The 18,923-nt window shown below is 73.3% G+C and carries 15 protein-coding genes; 9 read left to right on the top strand and 6 right to left on the bottom strand.

Going from position 1 to position 18,923, the window contains the following annotated elements; all coding sequences use genetic code 11:
* Positions 1-4: 4 nt before the first annotated feature.
* From iolD to iolC, 4 genes are read right to left on the bottom strand one after another with little or no spacing between them, the layout of a single operon-like run.
* On the bottom strand, positions 5-1,903 hold the full coding sequence (gene iolD / locus AC4BDD_RS19775; protein ID WP_490686783.1) for a 3D-(3,5/4)-trihydroxycyclohexane-1,2-dione acylhydrolase (decyclizing): 1,899 nt from the start codon (positions 1,901-1,903) through the stop codon (positions 5-7).
* On the bottom strand, positions 1,900-2,808 hold the full coding sequence (gene iolB / locus AC4BDD_RS19770) for a 5-deoxy-glucuronate isomerase (protein WP_490686782.1): 909 nt from the start codon (positions 2,806-2,808) through the stop codon (positions 1,900-1,902). The genes iolD and iolB overlap by 4 nt, the downstream gene beginning before the upstream one ends.
* A 29-nt stretch (positions 2,809-2,837) precedes the next feature.
* Positions 2,838-3,725, bottom strand: coding sequence for a Cgl0159 family (beta/alpha)8-fold protein (locus AC4BDD_RS19765; RefSeq protein ID WP_490686781.1), 888 nt, complete (start codon positions 3,723-3,725; stop codon positions 2,838-2,840).
* Positions 3,722-4,783, bottom strand: a complete 1,062-nt coding sequence (gene iolC, locus AC4BDD_RS19760; protein WP_490686780.1) for a 5-dehydro-2-deoxygluconokinase — start codon at positions 4,781-4,783, stop codon at positions 3,722-3,724. Before iolC ends, AC4BDD_RS19765 begins: the two co-directional genes overlap by 4 nt.
* Before the next feature lie 188 nt (positions 4,784-4,971).
* On the opposite strand from iolC, the gene AC4BDD_RS19755 reads away from it, so the two are divergent.
* The 5 genes from AC4BDD_RS19755 to AC4BDD_RS19735 all read left to right on the top strand — a co-directional run bounded on the left by AC4BDD_RS19755 (position 4,972) and on the right by AC4BDD_RS19735 (position 8,953).
* The gene (locus tag AC4BDD_RS19755) at positions 4,972-5,928 is read left to right on the top strand and encodes a sugar phosphate isomerase/epimerase family protein (protein ID WP_490686779.1); all 957 of its coding nucleotides are present in this window, start codon (positions 4,972-4,974) and stop codon (positions 5,926-5,928) included.
* Between the two features lie 29 nt (positions 5,929-5,957).
* A complete protein-coding gene (locus AC4BDD_RS19750) occupies positions 5,958-6,977 on the top strand; it encodes a Gfo/Idh/MocA family protein (protein WP_490686778.1) in 1,020 nt (339 codons plus the stop codon).
* A gap of 87 nt (positions 6,978-7,064) precedes the next feature.
* A complete protein-coding gene (locus tag AC4BDD_RS19745; protein WP_490686777.1) occupies positions 7,065-8,096 on the top strand; it encodes a Gfo/Idh/MocA family protein in 1,032 nt (343 codons plus the stop codon).
* 188 nt (positions 8,097-8,284) lie between these two features.
* A complete protein-coding gene (locus tag AC4BDD_RS19740) occupies positions 8,285-8,482 on the top strand; it encodes a helix-turn-helix transcriptional regulator (RefSeq protein WP_490686776.1) in 198 nt (65 codons plus the stop codon).
* A gap of 210 nt (positions 8,483-8,692) precedes the next feature.
* Positions 8,693-8,953, top strand: a complete 261-nt coding sequence (locus AC4BDD_RS19735; RefSeq protein WP_490686775.1) for a heavy-metal-associated domain-containing protein — start codon at positions 8,693-8,695, stop codon at positions 8,951-8,953.
* Positions 8,954-9,443: 490 nt separating this feature from the next.
* Here AC4BDD_RS19735 and AC4BDD_RS19730 read toward each other — a convergent pair whose 3' ends face one another.
* Both AC4BDD_RS19730 and recD2 read right to left on the bottom strand, forming a co-directional pair.
* Entirely contained in the window at positions 9,444-10,733 is a 1,290-nt protein-coding gene (locus tag AC4BDD_RS19730; protein ID WP_490686774.1) for a citrate synthase, read from the bottom strand.
* Between the two features lie 170 nt (positions 10,734-10,903).
* A complete protein-coding gene (gene recD2, locus AC4BDD_RS19725) occupies positions 10,904-13,168 on the bottom strand; it encodes an SF1B family DNA helicase RecD2 (protein WP_490686773.1) in 2,265 nt (754 codons plus the stop codon).
* 115 nt (positions 13,169-13,283) lie between these two features.
* Here recD2 and AC4BDD_RS19720 point away from each other — a divergent pair, with 115 nt between their 5' ends.
* The 4 genes from AC4BDD_RS19720 to AC4BDD_RS19705 all read left to right on the top strand — a co-directional run bounded on the left by AC4BDD_RS19720 (position 13,284) and on the right by AC4BDD_RS19705 (position 18,837).
* Positions 13,284-14,192, top strand: a complete 909-nt coding sequence (locus tag AC4BDD_RS19720) for a ribokinase (protein WP_490686772.1) — start codon at positions 13,284-13,286, stop codon at positions 14,190-14,192.
* A gap of 504 nt (positions 14,193-14,696) precedes the next feature.
* Positions 14,697-16,874: a PEP/pyruvate-binding domain-containing protein gene (locus AC4BDD_RS19715; RefSeq protein WP_490686771.1), complete on the top strand. Its 2,178-nt coding sequence runs from the start codon at positions 14,697-14,699 to the stop codon at positions 16,872-16,874.
* Complete coding sequence (locus AC4BDD_RS19710) at positions 16,871-17,854, top strand: hypothetical protein (RefSeq protein WP_490686770.1); 984 nt, start codon at positions 16,871-16,873, stop codon at positions 17,852-17,854. Before AC4BDD_RS19715 ends, AC4BDD_RS19710 begins: the two co-directional genes overlap by 4 nt.
* 236 nt (positions 17,855-18,090) lie before the next feature.
* Positions 18,091-18,837: a protein-tyrosine phosphatase family protein gene (locus AC4BDD_RS19705; RefSeq protein ID WP_490686769.1), complete on the top strand. Its 747-nt coding sequence runs from the start codon at positions 18,091-18,093 to the stop codon at positions 18,835-18,837.
* The last annotated feature ends 86 nt before the right edge of the window (positions 18,838-18,923 follow it).

Genomic DNA, 18,923 nt, shown 5'->3' with positions numbered 1-18,923 from the left:
TCGGTCACAGGTGACGGCGGCGGGCGCCGGCCTGCCGGTCGTACTCCTCACGGGCCTTGACGGCGGCCGGGCGGGTCGCGGCCTTGGCGACGGGCACATCCCACCACGCCTGAGCCGGTGGCGCGCCCGGCACTGTGTCGGCTGTTTTGGTCTCCACATAGACACATGTGGGGCGGTCGGAGGCGCGGGCGGCGGCGAGCGCGGTCCGCAGCTCGCCGACGGTGGCGGCGCGCAGGACGTCCATGCCCAGCGAGGCGGCGTTGGCCGCCAGGTCCACCGGCAGCGGCTCCCCGGTGTAGGAGCCGTCGGCGGCCCGGAAGCGGTAGGCGGTGCCGAAGCGCTCGGCCCCGGTCTGCTCGGAGAGCCCGCCGATGGAGGCGTAGCCGTGGTTCTGCAGCAGCACCACCTTGATGGCCAGGCCCTCCTGGACCGCGGTGACGATCTCGGTGGGCATCATCAGATACGTGCCGTCGCCGACCAGCGCCCAGACTTCCGCCTCGGGGGCGGCGAGCTTGACCCCGACGGCGGCCGGGATCTCGTACCCCATGCAGGAGTAGCCGTACTCCAGGTGGTACTGCCGCCGGGACCGGGCGCGCCAGAGTTTGTGCAGGTCACCGGGGAGGGAGCCGGCCGCGTTGATGATCACGTCGTCATCCCCGACCACCGCGTCCAGGGCGCCGAGGACCTGGCTCTGGCTGGGGCGCGCGGAGGCGTCGTCGGCCGCGTAGGCGGCGTCCACCAGGCTCTCCCAGCGCCGCTTGCCGGCCTGGTAGCCGGCCCGGTAGACGGCGTCGACCTGATATCCGGTCAGGGCTTCGGTGAGCGCGGTGAGTCCGGCGCGGGCGTCGGCGACCAGGGCGGTGGCGCTGAGCTTGTGCGCGTCGAAGGGGGCGATGTTGAGGTTGACGAAGCGCACCGCGGGCTCGGCGAAGAGGGTCGCGGAGGCGGTGGTGAAGTCGGTGTAGCGGGTGCCGACGCCGATGACCAGGTCCGCGGTGCGGGCCAGTTCGTCGGCGGTGGCGGTGCCGGTGTGGCCGATGCCGCCGACGTCGGCCGGGTGGTCGTGGCGGAGCGAGCCCTTGCCGGCCTGGGTGGCGGCGACCGGGATGCCGGTGGCGTCGGCGAGGGCGCGCAGCGCGTCCTCGGCCTCGCTGTGGTGAACGCCGCCGCCCGCGATGATCAGCGGCCGGCGGGCGGCGCGGATGGCGCGCGCGGCCTCCGCGAGCGCGGCGGGGTCGGGCGCGGGGCGGCGTACCTGCCACACCCGCTCGGCGAAGAACTCCGCCGGCCAGTCGAACGCCTCGGCCTGGACGTCCTGCGGCAGGGCGAGGGTGACCGCGCCGGTGTCGGCCGGGTCGGCGAGCACGCGCATCGCCTGGAGGGCGGCGGGGATCAGCGCCTCGGGCCGGGTGATCCGGTCGAAGTAGCGGGAGACCGGGCGCAGGCAGTCGTTGACCGAGACATCGCCGGCGTAGGGGACCTCCAGCTGCTGGAGCACCGGGTCGGCGGGGCGGGTGGCGAAGATGTCGCCGGGCAGCAGCAGCACCGGCAGGTGGTTGACGGTGGCGAGCGCGGCGCCGGTGACGAGGTTGGTGGCGCCGGGCCCGATGGAGGTGGTGACGGCCTGCGCGGAGAGCCGGTCGCGGTGGCGGGCGTGGCCGACGGCGGCGTGCACCATGGCCTGTTCGTTGCGGCCCTGGAGGAAGGGCAGGGTGTCGGGGCCGGACTCCAGCAGCGCCTGGCCCAGGCCCGCCACGTTGCCGTGGCCGAAGATGCCCCAGCAGGCGGTGATCAGCCGGTGCCGCCGCCCGTCCCGCTCGGTGTACTGCCGGCCGAGGAACTCCACCAGGGCCTGGGCGACGGTGAGCCGGCGGGTCTTCGCGGGGGTCGTCGCGGGGGTCATCGCACCTCTTCGGTCGGGGCCTGGTACAGCGGCAGGCGGGGGTCGACGGGCTGGTCGGGCCAGGTGGCGCGGATCCAGGTGTGGTCGGGGTGGTCGCGGATCAGCCACTGGCGCTCCGCTCCCGGCCCGGCCATGACGTTGAGGTAGTACATGGTGTGGCCGGGGGCGGCGATGGACGGGCCGTGCCAGCCGTCGGGGATCAGCACGGCGTCGCCGGTGCGCACCTCGGCGAGCACGTCCGTTCCCCTGCCAGGGCCGGAGGGCGTCACGCGCTGGTAGCCGACGCCCTCGGTGCCGTGCGCCTCGGCGATCTCGAAGTAGTAGATCTCCTCCAGCTCGGACTCCTCCCCCGGGCGGCACTCGTCGTGCTTGTGCGGCGGATAGGAGGACCAGTTGCCGCCGGGGGTGAGGACTTCGACGGCGATGAGCCGGTCGCACTCGAAGGTCCCGGCCGCGGCGAAGTTGTTGACCTGGCGGGAGCAGTTGCCGGTGCCGCGCAGTTCGACGGGGACGGCCGAGGCCGGTGCGTACCGGGCGGGCAGCCGCCGCTCGCAGCGGGCCCCGGCCAGGGCGACCCGGCCGCCGGCGCCGCTGGTGATCCGGGCGTGGCCGTCGCGCGGCAGGTACACGAAGTCGGTGACGCCGCCGAAGACGTCCTCGCGGCCGTGGAGTTCGAAGATCTCCTCGTCGGTCTGGACGCTGTAGCCGCCGGAGAGCGGCAGCACGATCCATTCGCTGTCGCCGGTGGCCAGCGAGTGCGAGCCACCGGGCGGGAGCGAAAGGACGCGCAGCGACGAGTAGCCCCAGCCGGCCCGTGCGGGGTCGATGTCCACGGCGTACGGACCGGCCGCCGCCTTGCCCGCCGGCAGATGGAAGTCGGATGTCTTCGAGTTGCTGGAGGTCATGGGGGTGAGTCTTCCCTGGTCGGGTCCGGTTAGAGCAGACCGACGGCGGTGTCCACGGCCGTCTCGACGGTGCCGTACGCCGGGTAGAGCAGCGAGCGGCCGACGACCAGGCCCTGCACGGTGGGCAGCCGCAGCGCCTTGCGCCACTTCTCGTAGGCGAGTTCCTGATCGCGCGCGGTGCTGCCCACCTCGCCGCCGAGCAGCACCGCGGGCAGGGTGGAGGTCTCCATCACGGCGGCCATGTCGGCGGCGTCGTGGGTGACCGGCACCTTCAGCCAGGTGTAGGCGGAGGTTCCGGCGAGCCCGGAGGCGATGGCGATGGACCGGGTGACGGCCTCGGCACTGAGGTCGTTGACCGCCCGGCCCGCGCGGTGGCGGGTGATGAACGGCTCGACGAATACGGGCAGCGCGCGTTCGGCCATCTCGTCGATGGCATGGGCGGTGGAGGCCATGGTGCTCAGCGAGCCGGCGTCGGCGTAGTCGATGCGCAGCAGCACCTTCCCCGCGTCGAACCGCAGCCGGGCGAGGTCCTGGGGCCGGTAGCCGGTGAAGCGGTCGTCGAGCTCGAAGGAGGCTCCGGCGAGTCCGCCGCGGTTCATCGAGCCGACCGCGACCTTGCCCTCCAGGGCGCCGAGCAGCAGCAGGTCCTCCAGTATGTCGGCGGTGGCGAGCACCCCGTCGACGCCGGGGCGGGCCAGCGCCCGGCACAGCCGCTCCAGCAACTCGGCGCGGTTGGCCATGGCCAGCTGGTGGTCGCCGACAGCGAGCGCGCCGCGCGCCGGATGGTCGGCAGCGATGATCATCAGCCGGCCGCTCTCGCCGACGAGGGGGCGGCGGACCCGCCGGGCCGCGGCCTCGGCGATCGCTTCGGGGTGTCGGGCGCGCACCGTGGTGAGGTCCCGGATGGTGAGGCTCACGGCCGCCCCTCCGCCCTGATCGGGGCCCGCGCGGGGGCCGGATCCCGGGTGCGCGCCGGGCCCTGAGCGGCGGCCGGGCCCGGGGCGCGGGGTGGCTGCTGCGCGCTGATCGGGCCGCCCGCCAGGACGGCGGCCACCTCCTGGCCGGTGGGCATCGCCGAGGAGCAGGCGAGCCGGGCGGCGACGATGGCGCCCGCGGCGTTGGCGTGCCGCATGACCCGCTCCAGCTCCCAGCCCGCGAGCAGCCCGTGGCAGAGCGAGCCGCCGAACGCGTCGCCGGCGCCCAGCCCGTTGACCACCTCGACGGGGACGGGCGGGACCTCGGCGCTGCTCCCGTCGCGGTGCACCGCGAGCACGCCCCTGGGCCCCTGCTTGACGACGGCCAGCTCCACGCCCGCGTCCAGCAGGGCCTGGGCGCAGGCCGCCGGTTCCCGCAGCCCGGTGGCGATCTCGCACTCCTCCACATTGCCGACGGCGACGGTGGCGTACCGCAGGGCCTCGGCGTAGTGCGGGCGCGCCTGGTCGGGGTCCTGCCAGAACATGGGACGCCAGTCGAGGTCGAAGACCGTGGGCCCGGCCTTGGCGCGCGCCCGGAGTGCGGCCAGGGTCGCGGCCCGGCTGGGCTCCTGGCAGAGTCCGGTCCCGGTCATCCAGAAGATCCGCGCGGCGCGGATGGCGCCGAGGTCGAGTTCGCCGGGGTGGATCTCCAGGTCCGGTGCCTTGGGCTGCCGGTAGAAGTAGAGGGGGAAGTCGTCCGGCGGGAAGATCTCGCAGAAGGTGACCGGGGTGGGGTACGCGGGCACCGGCGTGACCCAGCGGTCGTCGACGTCGAAGCCGCGCAGCTCCTGGCAGAGGTAGTCGCCGAACGGGTCGGATCCGGTGCGGCTGATCACCGCGGTGCGGCGTCCCAGCCGGGCGGCGGCGACCGCCACGTTGGTGGGCGAGCCGCCGAGGAACTTCCCGAAGGTCTCGACCCGCGCCAGGGGCACGCCGGTCTGGAGCGGGTAGATGTCCACCCCGATCCGGCCCATGGTGATCAGGTCGTACGGCTCAGTCATGCGCACCCCTTCCTGAAGCACCCTTCTAAACATGCCGACGCCCGCTGTCAAGGTTTTGTCCTTACATTCGGACACATGCCGCTTCCCTCATCCGCGTCATTACGTCCGTATGTCCTGACTTACTCTTGACGGCCGCCCGCCCGGGCGGTGAAGCTGCCGAAAAGACCGGCGAGAGGAGCCCCGCTTCCATGACTGCCGACACCTCCCCGACCGCCGACACCTCCCCGGCTGCCGCCGCCTCCCCCGCACCCGCGCTGGACCGCATCCGGATCGGGTCCGCCCCCGACTCCTGGGGGGTGTGGTTCGCCGACGACCCACATCAGGTCCCCTGGCAGCGGTTCCTCGACGAGGTGTCGCAGGCGGGTTACGCGTGGATCGAGCTGGGCCCCTACGGCTATCTGCCGACCGACCCGGCCCGGCTCACCGAGGAGACCGCGCGGCGCGGCCTCACCGTCTCGGCCGGCACCGTCTTCACCGCCCTGCACCGCGGACCCGCGGTCTGGGACGCCACCTGGGCCCATGTGGCCGAGGTCGCGACCCTCACCCAGGCGATGGGCGCCCGCCATCTGGTCGTCATCCCCTCCTTCTGGCGGGACGACAAGACTGCGGAACTGATCGAGAGCCCCCGGCTGACCGCCGAGCAGTGGCGCGCGCTGGCCGGCGGGATGGAGCGGCTGGGCCGGGAGGTGCGCGAGCGGTTCGGGCTGGAGATCGTCGTCCACCCGCACGCCGACACCCACATCGACACCGAGGAGAACGTGGCCCGCTTCCTGGACGCCACCGACCCCGCGCTGGTCGGCCTCTGCCTGGACACCGGGCACTACGCCTACTGCGGCGGCGACAGCGTCAAGCTGATCGAGACCTACGGCGAGCGGCTGGGCTACCTCCACCTCAAGCAGGTCGATCCGGGGATCCTCGCCGAGGTGGTCCGGGACGAGGTGCCGTTCGGGCCCGCGGTCCGGCGCGGGGTGATGTGCGAGCCGCCGAAGGGCGTCCCGGCCCTGGAGCCGGTGCTGGCGGCCGCCCAGCGGCTGGACGTCGACCTGTTCGCGATCGTCGAGCAGGACATGTACCCCTGCCCGCCCGACCAGCCCTTCCCCATCGCCCGGCGCACCCGGCGTTACCTGCGCGCCTGCGGCGCCTGAGGCACGGCCAAGCACGAGGAGACACACCCATGACGCAGCAGGGCACGCTCGGCGTCGCCGTGATCGGGACCGGCCGGATGGGCGCCGACCACGCACGCCGCATCCACGAGGTGACCAGCGGGGCGCGGGTCGCCGCGGTGGTGGACATCGACGCCGAGCGGGCCAAATCCGTGGCCGACTCCATCGAGGGCTGCGCGGCCTACACCGATCCGGCCGCCGCCATGGCCTCCTCGGAGGTGGACGCGGTGCTGATCGCCAGCCCTGGCCCGGCCCACGAGGAGGCGCTGCTGGAGGCGTTCCGGCACGACCTTCCGGTGCTGTGCGAGAAGCCGCTCACCCCGGACGCGGCCTCCGCCCTGCGGGTGCTGGAGGCCGAGCAGCGGCTGGGCCACCGGCGCGTGCAGGTGGGCTTCATGCGCCGGTACGACCCCGAGTTCGCCCGGCTGAAGTCGCTGCTGACCGGCGGGGAGCTGGGCCGCCCGCTGCTGCTGCACTGCCGCCACCGCAACGCCTCGGTGCCGTCCTTCTTCACCGAGTCGATGCTCATCAACGACTCGGTGGTGCACGAGATGGACCAGTCCCGCTGGCTGCTGGAGCAGGAGATCACCGCGGTGACCGTGCTGCGGCCGCGGCCGACCGGGCACGCCCCGGAGGGGATCGGCGACCCGCAGCTGGTGATCTTCGAGACCGACGGCGGCGTGCTGGTGGACGTGGAGATCTTCGCCACCTGCGGATTCGGCTATCAGGTGCAGGCCGAGGTGGTCTGCGAGCGCGGCACCGCGCGGGTCGGCGACGTGCACGGGATGCTGGTCAACCGCGCCGGGAGGTGGGGCGGCGAGATCGCACCGGACTTCGTGACCCGCTTCCGGGAGGCGTACGACCGCCAGGTGCAGGGCTGGGTGAACGCCACCCGCGCCGGTGCGGTGGAGGGCCCGAGTGCCTGGGACGGCTACGCCGCGGCCGCGGTCTGCGAGGCGGGCGTGCGGGCCCAGGCCACCGGGGAGCGGGCCCCGGTGGAGCTGATCGAGCGCCCGGCCCTCTACCTGTAGACCTGCCGCGACCGGCGGCGACCCTGTCGCGAACGGCGGGCGAGCCGCCGGGGCCGGCCCGGAGGCCGACGGAGTCGGGGAGTGCGCATGCGTATCGGGTTTCTCGGCGCGGGCCGGATCGGCTCCTTCCACGCCCGCGTCCTGGCGGAGACCGACGGGGTCGGGGAGGTGCTGATCGGCGACGCGGACCCCGCGCGGGCCGCCGGACTGGCCGGCCGGATCGGCGGCCGGGCCCGGGCCGCCGAGTCGGTGGACGCGGTGTTCGCGGCCGGGGTGGACGCGGTGGTGATCGCCACCACGACCACCTCGCACGCGGAGCTGATCACCCGCACCGCGCGGGCCGGGCTCCCGGCCTACTGCGAGAAGCCCATCGCGCCGGACCTGCCCGGCACGCTGCGGGCGCTCGCCGAGGTCGAGGCGGCCGGCACCCTGCTGCAGATGGGCTTCCAGCGGCGGTTCGACGCCGGCTACCTGGCGGCCCGGGCGGCCTACCGGTCGGGCCGGCTCGGGCGCGTCCACACCATCCGGACGGTGACCTCGGACGCCGCTCCCCCGCCGGCGGCCTTCCTGGCGCTCTCCGGCGGGCTGATCCGGGACTGCCTGGTGCACGACTTCGACGCGGTGCGCTGGCTGACCGGCCGCGAGGTGGTGGAGGTCTTCGCCCGCGGGGCGGACGGCGGTGCGGACGTCTTCCGCGAGGCGGGCGACGTGGACACCGCCGCCGCCCTGCTGACCCTGGACGACGGCGCCCTGGTCAGCGCGACCGCGACCCGCTGCAACGGGGCCGGATACGACGTGCGGATGGAACTGGCCGGGGAGCGCGACCAGTTCGTGGTCGGGCTGGGCGAGCGGACGCCCTTCACCTCGGCCGAACCGGGCGGCCCGGCGCCGCCCGCTCGCCCCTGGACCGGCTTCTGGGACCGCTTCGAAGGGGCCTACCGGGCGGAGCTGGCCGCCTTCGTGGCCGCCGCCCGCGGCCAGGCCCCCAACCCCTGCCCGGGCGCGGAAGCGCTCAGCGCGCTGGCGGTCGCCGAGGCGTGCGAGCTGTCCCGGCGGGAGCACCGGGTGGTGCCGCTGGCCGAGATCACCGACCGCATGGCGGATCCGTCACCTCGCTGAACACATCCGAAACAAAGTCATGCTGATGCGGATCTTCTGTTACAAGCATGCGACAACCGCCCGTATCCACCCGCAATGTGCCGCCGAACGGGGACAGGCTGTGTGATCAGCTCAGCGGTCGCGCCGCGGCGCCTGACTACCCGTTCCACCGGGCCAGGTCCGCGGCGCCTGCAGGAAAGGCGCGAGGGATGACCGACCGGAAGCTCTGGTCCTACAAGGAGATCGCCGCACACATCGGTGTGCAGACCGACACCGTGCGCTCCTATCGCAAACACGGGCACCTGCCGCCACCCGACACGGTCGAGCGGGGCAAACCCTTCTGGTTCGCGGACACCATCCGGGCCTGGGTGGCCCGCCGCCCCGGCAACCGCTCCCGCCGAGAATGACCGTCCGCGCATGACCGTCCGCGCGACCCGTCCGCGCGCCCCGTCCGCGCATCCGTCCACGAACGGCCATGGACACACCTGGCGCGACGGACACGGCGCCAACAGTGGATTCATACCCCCTGGGGGTATACAGTTGGCAGCGCCGGAGCACCCCGGGGCCCTACCCGGCCTCCGGCGCGTCAGCGCTTACCCACTCACACAGGAGAAGTCATGACCTCCCAGGCGAACACCGACGCAGCTGCCGGCACCGAGGCGGGCTCCGTGACCACCGTCTACCAGGTGACCGGGATGACCTGCGGTCACTGCGAGGGCGCGGTCTCCGAGGAGATCTCCGCCATCGCCGGGGTCAGCTCCGTGGCGGCCGTCGCCGCCACCGGCAAGGTCACCGTCGTCTCGGCCGCCCCGCTGGACGACGAGGCCGTCCGCGCCGCCGTGGACGAGGCCGGATACGAGCTGACCGGCCGCGCCTGATCGCGGCCGCGTTTCTTCACATCCCCCTCACAGCTTCACCAGGTCCCCATAAGCCGCGCAACACCCCTACACCGGTGACTGGATCTCCAGATCGTGGCTCTTGCCCTTTTACGTCTCATATGGCAAGAGACGCAGATCACACCCAAGTCAACGTAACCATTGAGGGGGGTCGAGAGTCTAACCCTGCGGCTGACACGTCTTGGGGGACGTTTCCAGCCACGCGTGGCCGGGGCACGTACCCGGGGAGCTTTGAGCGGCCCTCCCGTACGTACGCGTCCCGGCAGGTCGCGACCGTGGAGCGATCCACGGCCGATGGACACCCGGCCGGATCCCGTGGGGGGAATCCGTACCGGGGAACGGGAAGCGCCCCGCTCCGACCCGTGGGGGGATCGGAAGCGGGGCGCTTTCTCGTGTCGCGCGTCAGGGCCGTCGGCGCCTGAGGACGCCGACGAGGCCCTGTGGTGCGGCGTCAGGGCCCGTCGGGCAGCGGTCAGCGCTCCTCGACCGGGACGAAGTCCCGCTCGACGACACCGGTGTAGATCTGGCGCGGACGACCGATGCGCGAGCCCGGCTCCTTGATCATCTCGTGCCACTGGGCGATCCAGCCGGGCAGCCGGCCGAGCGCGAAGAGCACGGTGAACATCTCGGTCGGGAAGCCCATCGCCCGGTAGATCAGGCCGGTGTAGAAGTCGACGTTCGGGTAGAGCTTGCGCTCCACGAAGTAGTCGTCCGCCAGCGCGTGCTCTTCGAGCTTGAGCGCGATGTCGAGCAGCTCGTCGCTCTTGCCGAGCGCGGAGAGGACATCGTGCGCCGCCGACTTGATGATCTTCGCCCGGGGGTCGAAGTTCTTGTAGACGCGGTGCCCGAAGCCCATGAGCTTCACGCCGTCTTCCTTGTTCTTCACCTTGCGGATGAAGGAGTCGACGTCGCCGCCCTCGGCCTGGATGCGCTCCAGCATCTCCAGCACGCTCTGGTTGGCGCCGCCGTGCAGCGGGCCCCACAGGGCGCTGATGCCCGCGGAGACGGAGGCGAACATGTTCGCCTGCGAGGAGCCGACCAGACGGACCGTCGAGGTCGAGCAGTTCTGCTCGTGGTCCGCGTGCAGGATCAGCAGCTTGTCCAGGGCGCTGACCACGACCGGGTCCAGGCCGTACTCGGCGGCGGGCACCGAGAAGGTCATGCGGAGGAAGTTCTCCACGTAGCCCAGGTCGTTGCGCGGGTAGACGAACGGGTGGCCGACCGACTTCTTGTACGCGTAAGCGGCAATGGTGGGCAGCTTGGCCAGCAGCCGGACCGTGGAGAGGTGGCGCTGCTTCTCGTCGAACGGGTTGTGGCTGTCCTGGTAGAACGTCGACAGCGCGCTGACCACGGAGGACAGCATCGCCATCGGGTGCGCGTCACGCGGGAAGCCGTCGTAGAAGCGCTTGACGTCCTCGTGCAGCAGCGTGTGGGTGGTGATCTCCTCACGGAAGGTCGCCAGCTGGTCGACGGTCGGCAGCTCACCGTTGATCAGCAGGAAGGCCGTCTCCAGGAAGGTGCTGCGCTCGGCCAGCTGCTCGATCGGGTAGCCCCGGTAGCGCAGAATGCCCGCCTCACCGTCGAGATAGGTGATCGCGGATTTGTACGCGGCGGTGTTGCCATAACCCGAGTCCAGGGTCACCAGACCGGTCTGGGCGCGGAGCTTACCGATATCGAAGCCCTTGTCGCCGACAGTGCTGTCGACCACCGGGTAGGTGTATTCGCCGTCCCCGTACCGCAGTACTACAGAGTTGTCACTCACGTCATCCCTCACCGACGTCTGGTTCTCTTCTTCGAGGTGCCCTGACTCCCCCTACCTTCCCCCATTTGGTCGATGAACGTGCACTCGGGGTCGGCCGAAGGGCCGGTAGGCGGCACTCAGTGCCGCCCATCATGCCCATCCTGCCCCCTTCGTCACTGTTCGGAAACCCGTCAGCAACGCACACCGCCGCCGACCCGGTGAGCCAACGCGGTGCAGCGGCGCCCCGCGGAGACGGTCCGCACCGCCTGCCCGAGCGCCCGCCGCGACCCGACCAGCACCACCAGGCGCTTGGCCCGGGTCACTGCCGTATACAGCAGATTGCGCTGGAGCATCATCCAGGCTCCGGTGGTCACCGGGATCACCACGGCCGGATACTCGCTGCCCTGCGACCGATGGATGGTCACCGCATAGGCGTGGGCCAGCTCGTCCAGCTCGTCGAAGTCGTACCCCACCTCCTCGTCCTCGTCCGTCAGCACGGTCAGCCGCTGCTCGTCGTTGTCCAGGGCGGTGACGACGCCGACCGTGCCGTTGAACACGCCATTGGCGCCTTTTTCATAATTGTTTCTGATCTGGGTGACTTTGTCGCCAACACGGAAGACCCGGCCGCCGAACCGCCGCTCCGGCAACTCCGGCCGGCCGGGCGTGATGGCCTGCTGGAGCAGGCCGTTGAGCGCCCCGGCCCCCGCCGGGCCCCGGTGCATCGGAGCCAGCACCTGGACGTCCCGGCGCGGGTCCAGACCGAACTTCGCGGGGATCCGGCGGGCCGCCACGTCGACCGTGAGCCGCCCGGCCTCCTCGGTGTCCTCCTCGACGAAGAGGAAGAAGTCCGCCAGCCCCTGGGTGAGCGGCGGCACCCCGGAATTGATGCGGTGCGCGTTGGTGACCACCCCGGACTGCTGGGCCTGCCGGAAGATCCTGGTCAGCCGCACCGACGGCACTGTCCCACCCGCCGCCCGACCACCACCCCTGTCCGACGCGGTACCCGCGGCCCCGCCTGCGGCCAGCAGATCGCGCAGCACCTCGCCGGCGCCCACCGAGGGCAGCTGATCCACATCCCCGACCAGCAGCAGATGCGCGCCCGGCGGAACCGCCTTGGCCAGCTTGTTGGCGAGCAGCAGATCCAGCATGGACGCCTCGTCCACCACCACCAGATCGGCGTCCAGCGGGCGATCCCGGTCATACGCCGCGTCACCGCCGGGCTTGAGCTCCAGCAGCCGGTGCACCGTGGAGGCGTCCGCTCCGGTCAGCTCCGAGAGCCGCTTGGCCGCCCGGCCGGTGGGGGCCGCCAGCACCACCTTGGCCTTCTTGGCACGGGCCAGCTCCACCACCGAGCGGACCGTGAAGGACTTGCCGCAGCCGGGCCCGCCGGTGAGCACCGCGACCTTCTCGGTGAGCGCGAGCCTGACCGCGTCCCGCTGCTCGGGGGCGAGATCCGCGCCGGTCCGCCGGGCCAGCCAGGCCAGGGCCTTCTCCCAGTCCACCTCCCCGAAGGCCGGCATCCGGTCCTCCTCGGTGCGCAGCAGCCGCAGCAGCTGCCCGGCGAGCGAGACCTCCGCGCGGTGGAACGGCACCAGGTAGACCGCGGTGACCGGCTCCTGGCCCTCCGCCGCGGGCAGCTGCTCGCGGACCACCCCCTCGGGGTCCTCGGCCAGCTCGCCGAGACAGTCGATGACCAGGCCGGTGTCCACCTGGAGCAGCTTGACCGCGTCCGCGATCAGCTGCTCTTCGGGCAGGTAGCAGTGGCCGCTGTCGGTGGACTGGGAGAGCGCGTACTGCAGGCCGGACTTGACCCGCTCCGGGCTGTCGTGCGGAATGCCCACCGACTGGGCGATCTTGTCGGCGGTCAGGAAGCCGATGCCCCAGACATCGGCGGCGAGCCGGTAGGGCTCGTTCTTCACCACGGAGATGGAGGCGTCGCCGTACTTCTTGTAGATCCGCACCGCGATGGAGGTGGAGACGCCGACACCCTGGAGGAAGACCATCACCTCCTTGATGGCCTTCTGCTCCTCCCAGGCCGCGCCGATCAGCCTGGTCCGCTTGGGGCCGAGCCCGGGCACCTCGACCAGCCGCTCCGGCTCGCGCTCGATGACGTCGAGGGTGTCGACGCCGAAGTGCTCGGTGATCCGGTCGGCGATCCGGGGCCCGATGCCCTTGATCAGCCCCGAGCCGAGATAGCGGCGGATGCCCTGCACGGTGGCGGGGAGCACGGTGGTGTAGTTCTCCACGGTGAACTGCTTGCCGTAATTCGGGTGGGAGCCCCAGCGGCCCTCCATGCGCAGCGACTCGCCCGGCTGCGCGCCGAGCAGCGAGCCGACGACGGTGAGCAGCTCCGAGGAGCCCCGGCCGGTGTCGACACGGGCGACGGTGTAGCCGTTCTCCTCATTGGCGTAGGTGATCCGCTCCAGGACCCCTTCCACCACCGCGAGTTTGAGCATGGTCCGACCGTACCGGCGGGATGTGACACCCGCGCGGGCCTGTGGAAAAGCCTTGGGGCAGCCTGTGGACAGCCCGCGGGGCGCGGCATGAGAGCTTCAGAGAGGGGCGGATCCGATGTACGACGTCGACCTGCTGGTCGTGGGCTCGGCCAACGCCGATCTGGTGGTGGGGGTGGACCGCCGGCCGGCCGCCGGGGAGACCGTCCTCGGCTCCGATCTGGCGATCCACCCCGGCGGCAAGGGTGCCAACCAGGCGGTCGCCGCGGCCCGGTTGGGCGCGCGCACGGCGCTGCTGGCGCGGGTCGGCGACGACGCGCACGGCCGGCTGCTGCTGGAGTCGCTGCGCGGGGCGGGCGTGGACACCCGGGGCGTGCTGGTGGGCGGGGCGCCCACCGGCGTCGCGCTGATCACGGTGGACCGCTCCGGGGACAACAGCATCGTCGTCTCGCCGGGCGCCAACGCCCACCTCACGGCCGAGGACGTCCGGGCCGCCGGACCCCTGCTGGCGGCGGCCCGGGTGGTCTCGCTCCAGCTGGAGATCCCGCCGGCCACGGTCGCGGAGGTGGTGCGGACGGTGGGCCCCGGCACCCGGGTGGTACTCAACCCCTCCCCGCCCGCGCCGCTGCCCGCCCCGGTGCTGGCCGCCTGCGATCCGCTGGTGGTCAACGAGCACGAGGCGCGGGTGCTGCTGGACGGCGATCCGGCGGGCGGCGCCGCCGACCCCGCGGTGTGGGCGAAGGCGCTGCTCGCCCGGGGGCCGCGTTCGGTGGTGGTGACCCTGGGCGCGGCGGGCGCGCTGGTCGCGGGCCCCGGCGGCACGGTGCTGGTGCCCAGTCCGCGGGTGACGGCGGTGGACACCACCGGCGCGGGCGACGCGTTCACCGGGGCGCTGGGGAGCCGGCTGGGGGCCGGGGACGATCTGGAAACGGCTGTGCGGTTCGCGGTGCGGGTGGGCGCGGCGGCGGTGACCCGGGCCGGCGCCCAGGCGTCCTACCCCACCGCCGAGGAGCTGCCCGGCGGGTGAGCTGACTGGCCGGCCGAGCCGCTCCCGGCACGCCCGCCCGCTCTGAGTCACATCGACCGTTATGAACCTTTTGCCGATTCTTGACGTACGGCCGCGGGCAGCCGGACGCGCTTCGAGGGGCCCGGTGAAGAAGACCGGGCCCCTCGTGTTGCCCCCCTGTTTCTCCCCCCAAGGCTTTCCATCGAAATCCCCCCGGATCCACCCCCGGAAAGCCTGGTGCCTGATACGACACGCGTCGCCGCGGAAGGGTTGCACGAGTCCGCAGGGTTATTGATCCTTTACTCAACGTTGAGGCGTCGAGGAGGCCCAACTCCCTGCGTGACGGCCGGCAACCGTCCGCGACCTGGCCTTACCGCGAACCGGGTGCGACCATTTTCAACGGGTGGAGAGTCCCGTGCCGGCCTCACCCGCCGGCCCGGCTCGCCCCCGTCCTGTGTCCCGCTGTCAGGCGTCGGGCAGGTCCCGCGCGTCCCCCCTGTTGGCGGCTGGAAGCGGGAGGATGTCATGACGACGATCGAGGAACGCGCCCCGCAGACCGTGACGCTGGAGCAGCCCGAGGCCCAGCGCCCGGGATCGGCGGGTGCCAAAGCGGCGCACCTGGCCCGCGCCGCCAACGCCGGACTGCCGGTGCTCCCCGGATTCGTCATCCCCTACGGCGCCGAACCCGACTCCCCGGCCGTGGAACGGGCCTGGCGTGAGCTGTCCGCGGACGGAACGCGCGCCCTGGTCGTCCGCTCCTCCTCGTCCCAGGAGGACACTCAGGACTCCTCCATGGCGGGGCAGTTCACCTCCGTGCTCGACGTCCGCGGCCGGGAGGCATTCCAGGCGGCGGTGCGCACCGTGCTGGACTCCGCCAGGCGCCCGGGCAGCCGGTCTCCCGACGCGATGGCCGTGCTGGTCCAGGTCATGCTGGAGGCGCGCAGCGGCGGGGTGCTGTTCGGCGCCGACCCGATCGAGGGCCGGGACGACCGGATGCTGGTCAGCGCGGTCCTGGGCGGCCCGGACACCCTGGTCAGCGGCGAGCGGTCCGGCACCGACTACCACGTCACCCGGCACGGCAGGCTGCTGCGCACCGAGCCTGCCGACCAGGGCACCGAGCAGGTGCTGGACCGCGGCGAGCTGCACCGGCTGGCGCGGCTGGCCCGGCGCGCCCGGCAGCTCTTCGGCGGACCGCAGGACATCGAGTTCGCCTTCGACCACGACGGGCGCCTGTGGCTGCTGCAGAGCCGCCCGATCACCGCGATGGCCGCCCGCCCGGCGCGCGGCGCCCGGCTGCTGGGGCCGGGCCCGGTCGCCGAGACCCTGCCGGACGCCCTCCAGCCGCTGGAGGAGGACCTGTGGGTGGCGCCGATGTCGCGCGGGCTGGCCGCGGCGCTGGACATCGGGGCGACGGTGCCGCGGCGCAGGCTGCGTGGTGCGCCGGTGGTGGTGACGGTCGGCGGGCGGCCGGCCGCCGACCTGGAGCTGCTCGGCGCCGTGCCGCCCCGGCACCGCTTCCTGGCGGTGCTCAACCCGCTGCCCGGGGCCCGCAGGCTGGCCGCCGCCTGGCGGGTGGGACGGCTGCGCTCGGTGCTGCCCGACCTGGCCCTCGATCTGCTCGCCGACGTGGACCGCCGGCTCGCCGAGACTCCGGCCCCTGGCGCGCTGGACCGTTCCGAGCTGATCGCGCTGCTGCGCTGGGGCCGTGCGGTCCTGGTGGCGCTGCACGCCCAGGAGGCGCTGGCGGGCGCGCTGCTGCACGAGCCGGGCGGCGGCACTGCGGCCGGTGACGCGCTCGCCGCGCTGCTGGACGGCCGGGAGCGTGGCCTGACGGACACGGAGGTCATCGCCTCCGCGCCGGTGGTGCTCGCACTCGTCCCGCCGAGCCTGAGCAGCCCGCCTCGGCTGCCGGACGGGCCGGCGGACCCGGGCGGCGGCACCGGGCTCGGCAGGGGCGTCGCCGCGCTGCCGGTGCGCGAGGGGCTGCGGCTGCGGATCCGCTGGGTGCAGGAGCTCCAGGCCCGGCTGGTCCGGGAGGCGGCCCGCCGGCTGGTGCTCAACGGCGGGCTGGCGGAGCCGGACCGGGTGGCCCTGCTGCGCTGGCCGGAGCTGGTGGCCGCGCTGCGGCACCAGCCGCTCCCCACCGACCTCGGCGAACGGCTGGCCCGGACCGCGTCCGCGCCGCTTCCGGACGCCTTCCGGCTCGCGGACGGCGGCACGGTCGTCCCCGAGCGCACCGGGCACCCGGCGGACGGGACCGGTCAGGGCGTCTCCGCCGGCCGGGCCCGGGGGGTGGCCTGGGACGGGTCCGGGACGCGGCCGCCGGACGCGGTGCTGGTGGTGCGCAGCCTCGACCCGGCCCTGGCCCCGCTGCTGCCCACGGTCGCGGGGCTGGTCGCGCAGAACGGCAGCCCGCTCTCCCACCTGGCGGTGCTGGCCCGCGAGTTCCGGCTGCCCGCGGTGGTCGGGGTGCGGGACGCGGTGCGGCGGTTCCCGCCCGGTTCGCACCTCACCCTGGACGGGACCACCGGCGAGGTCGACGGCGAGCCGGGCGGCGAACCCCCGGGACCGGGCGCCGATCAGGCGGCCGCGGACGGGCCCGGCGGCGGACACGCGGGGCGGACAAGGGAGGCGGGGGACGCGGTCGGGCGGCAGCGGGACGGCGGCCGCGCGGCCGAACGGCGGCGGGAGGTGGACCGGTGAGACATCTGGCGTTCCTGTTCGGCGGCGCCGCCGCCATCGGCGCGGCCTCGTACGTGGTGATCTACCTCTACCGCTGGCAGTGGCAGCGGGCGATCCTCTGCGGCGTGCTGCTGCTCGTCGTCGAGGTGCTGCTGCTCGGGCTGGCCGTGCTCGGCCGGATCTCCCGGCTCGAGCAGCGCATCGACCGCGGCATGGCCGACGACCGCCGCAGGGCGGATGTGCTGGCCCGGCTGCGGCCGGCGACACCCCACCTGGGGTACTCCCGGACGGAGTCCGCGGGAAGGGGCTGGGGGACGGTCGACGGACATCCCACCGGGCCGGGCCGGCCGCGATTCCGCTGGCTGAACGAGGCCGACGAGCCGCGGGTGGAGCGGACCCATGTGTTCGTGCCGGTGCTGATGGTCACCGGAGTGCTGCTCACCGGCCTGGCGTGGGTGGTGCAGAAGATCGCCGAGTCCACGGTGCGGCCGGCCGCCGAGCACCGGCTGGCAGGGCGGCTGGCGCCGCTCGCCGCGCCCCCGGTGGACGCCGGGGACGGCGGGCCCGAGCTGGAGGACGGGCCCCCGCTGGGACAAGGGCGCAGCCCGTGGGCGGTCGGCGCGGTGGCCCTCACCGTGGTCGGACTGCTGAGCGCCGGCGTGGTCGGACTGGCCGACCTCACCCAGACCAGGACGGAGAAGGAGAGCCAGGCGGCGGCGACCTCGGTGCTGGTGAAGGTCGTGCTGCGGAACGAGTCGTCGCCGGAGCGGGCCGATTTCGCGGCCCACCAGGTGTGGGAGCGCTGCCGGGACTCCACCTCGGTGCTGCTCCGCCACGCCACCCTGGGCGAGCTGGGCGACGGCCTGTACGCCGGGGTGATCCACCCGGCGCTGACCGACCACGACCGGCTGCGGCTGCGCGGCTGCCTGGAGGACACCGGGGTGGACCGCACCCACTTCGAGGTCATCAGCATCGGGCAGACCGATCCGGAAGCCGACTGACGCGGACGCGGAGGGTGCCGGGAGGGGTCCGGGCGGGTGCCAGGAGCGTTGCGGGCGGGTGCCGGGCGGGCGACCGGCAGGCTTCCGGGCGGGTGCCGGACAAGGGCCGGGCGGGCGGCCGGCAGGCTTCCGGTGAGACGCAGGTCACTTCCAAAAGCGAGAATTCGGGCTAATATCCCATTTCCGCGCAGCTTCTCGCGTGGCGTCTTGTCCCCGACCCCCCCGGGCCACACTTCATGGCAGTCTCCCCGCCGCTCCTCCGGCGCAGCAGCCGGTCCCCCTTCACCCCCGTCACCGACACCGCTCCCGCCCCGAGCAAGGGCCGCCGCCGGCTCCGCCTGGGGCTCCGTGTCCTCGGTTTCACCGCGATCGGCTATCTGGCCCTCTGGGCCGTCGGTGCCCTGGGCATCCTGGTGGCCTCCCAGTGGGTGGGCAGCAAGACTCCCCCGCCGACCGGTACCGTCACCGTCTCCGGCATCAACCACTTCCAGCCCGTCGACAGCGAGCACCGGCTGTGGCGCGGTTCCGCGCCCTCCGCGGCCGGATACGCGGCGCTGGCGGAGAAGAAGTTCTCCACCGTGGTGGACCTGCGCGCCGAGGACCTGTCGGCCTCCCAGCTCGCCGCCCCGGAGCGGGCCGGCCTGAAGGTCGTCCGGCTCCCCATCCGTGACGGGCAGACCCCGACTCCGCAGCAGGTCCAGCGCTTCCTGGACGTCGTCCGCACGGCCGACGGACCGGTGTACGTGCACTGCGGCGCCGGCGTGGGCCGTACCGGCTCGATGGCCGCCGCCTACCTGGTGCGTACCGGTGAGAAGAGCGGCCCGGACGCGGTCCGCAGCAACCTCGCCGTCGGCCCGCCGTCGATCGAGCAGATCTACTACGCGTTCAACCTCGACCGCGAGCACGCGGACCAGCCGCCGGCGCCGGTGCAGGCGGTCAGCCGCCTGGTCGACGCCCCGCGCCGGATCATGTCGTACTTCTGACCGTGACCGGCGGCAGGGACCCGGCCACGGCCGGAGCCTGCCAGGCGCGTCCCGCCTCCGGGTGCGACCCGCGAAAGGGCCCCGAC

This window comes from Streptomyces sp. JLBT605 (assembly GCF_058215555.1).
This window is presented reverse-complemented; position numbering and strand designations above follow the sequence as displayed.

Excerpts from the sequence above, each read along its gene's own strand:
- AC4BDD_RS19750 (WP_490686778.1), top strand. The coding sequence starts at position 5,958 with ATGACGCAGCAGGGCACGCTCGGCGTCGCCGTGATCGGGACCGGCCGG.
- iolC (WP_490686780.1), bottom strand. The coding sequence starts at position 4,783 with ATGACTGAGCCGTACGACCTGATCACCATGGGCCGGATCGGGGTGGAC.
- iolB (WP_490686782.1), bottom strand. The coding sequence starts at position 2,808 with ATGACCTCCAGCAACTCGAAGACATCCGACTTCCATCTGCCGGCGGGC.
- AC4BDD_RS19740 (WP_490686776.1), top strand. The coding sequence starts at position 8,285 with ATGACCGACCGGAAGCTCTGGTCCTACAAGGAGATCGCCGCACACATC.
- AC4BDD_RS19720 (WP_490686772.1), top strand. The coding sequence starts at position 13,284 with ATGTACGACGTCGACCTGCTGGTCGTGGGCTCGGCCAACGCCGATCTG.
- recD2 (WP_490686773.1), bottom strand. The coding sequence starts at position 13,168 with ATGCTCAAACTCGCGGTGGTGGAAGGGGTCCTGGAGCGGATCACCTAC.
- AC4BDD_RS19735 (WP_490686775.1), top strand. The coding sequence starts at position 8,693 with ATGACCTCCCAGGCGAACACCGACGCAGCTGCCGGCACCGAGGCGGGC.
- AC4BDD_RS19755 (WP_490686779.1), top strand. The coding sequence starts at position 4,972 with ATGACTGCCGACACCTCCCCGACCGCCGACACCTCCCCGGCTGCCGCC.
- AC4BDD_RS19705 (WP_490686769.1), top strand. The coding sequence starts at position 18,091 with ATGGCAGTCTCCCCGCCGCTCCTCCGGCGCAGCAGCCGGTCCCCCTTC.
- AC4BDD_RS19745 (WP_490686777.1), top strand. The coding sequence starts at position 7,065 with ATGCGTATCGGGTTTCTCGGCGCGGGCCGGATCGGCTCCTTCCACGCC.
- iolD (WP_490686783.1), bottom strand. The coding sequence starts at position 1,903 with ATGACCCCCGCGACGACCCCCGCGAAGACCCGCCGGCTCACCGTCGCC.
- AC4BDD_RS19715 (WP_490686771.1), top strand. The coding sequence starts at position 14,697 with ATGACGACGATCGAGGAACGCGCCCCGCAGACCGTGACGCTGGAGCAG.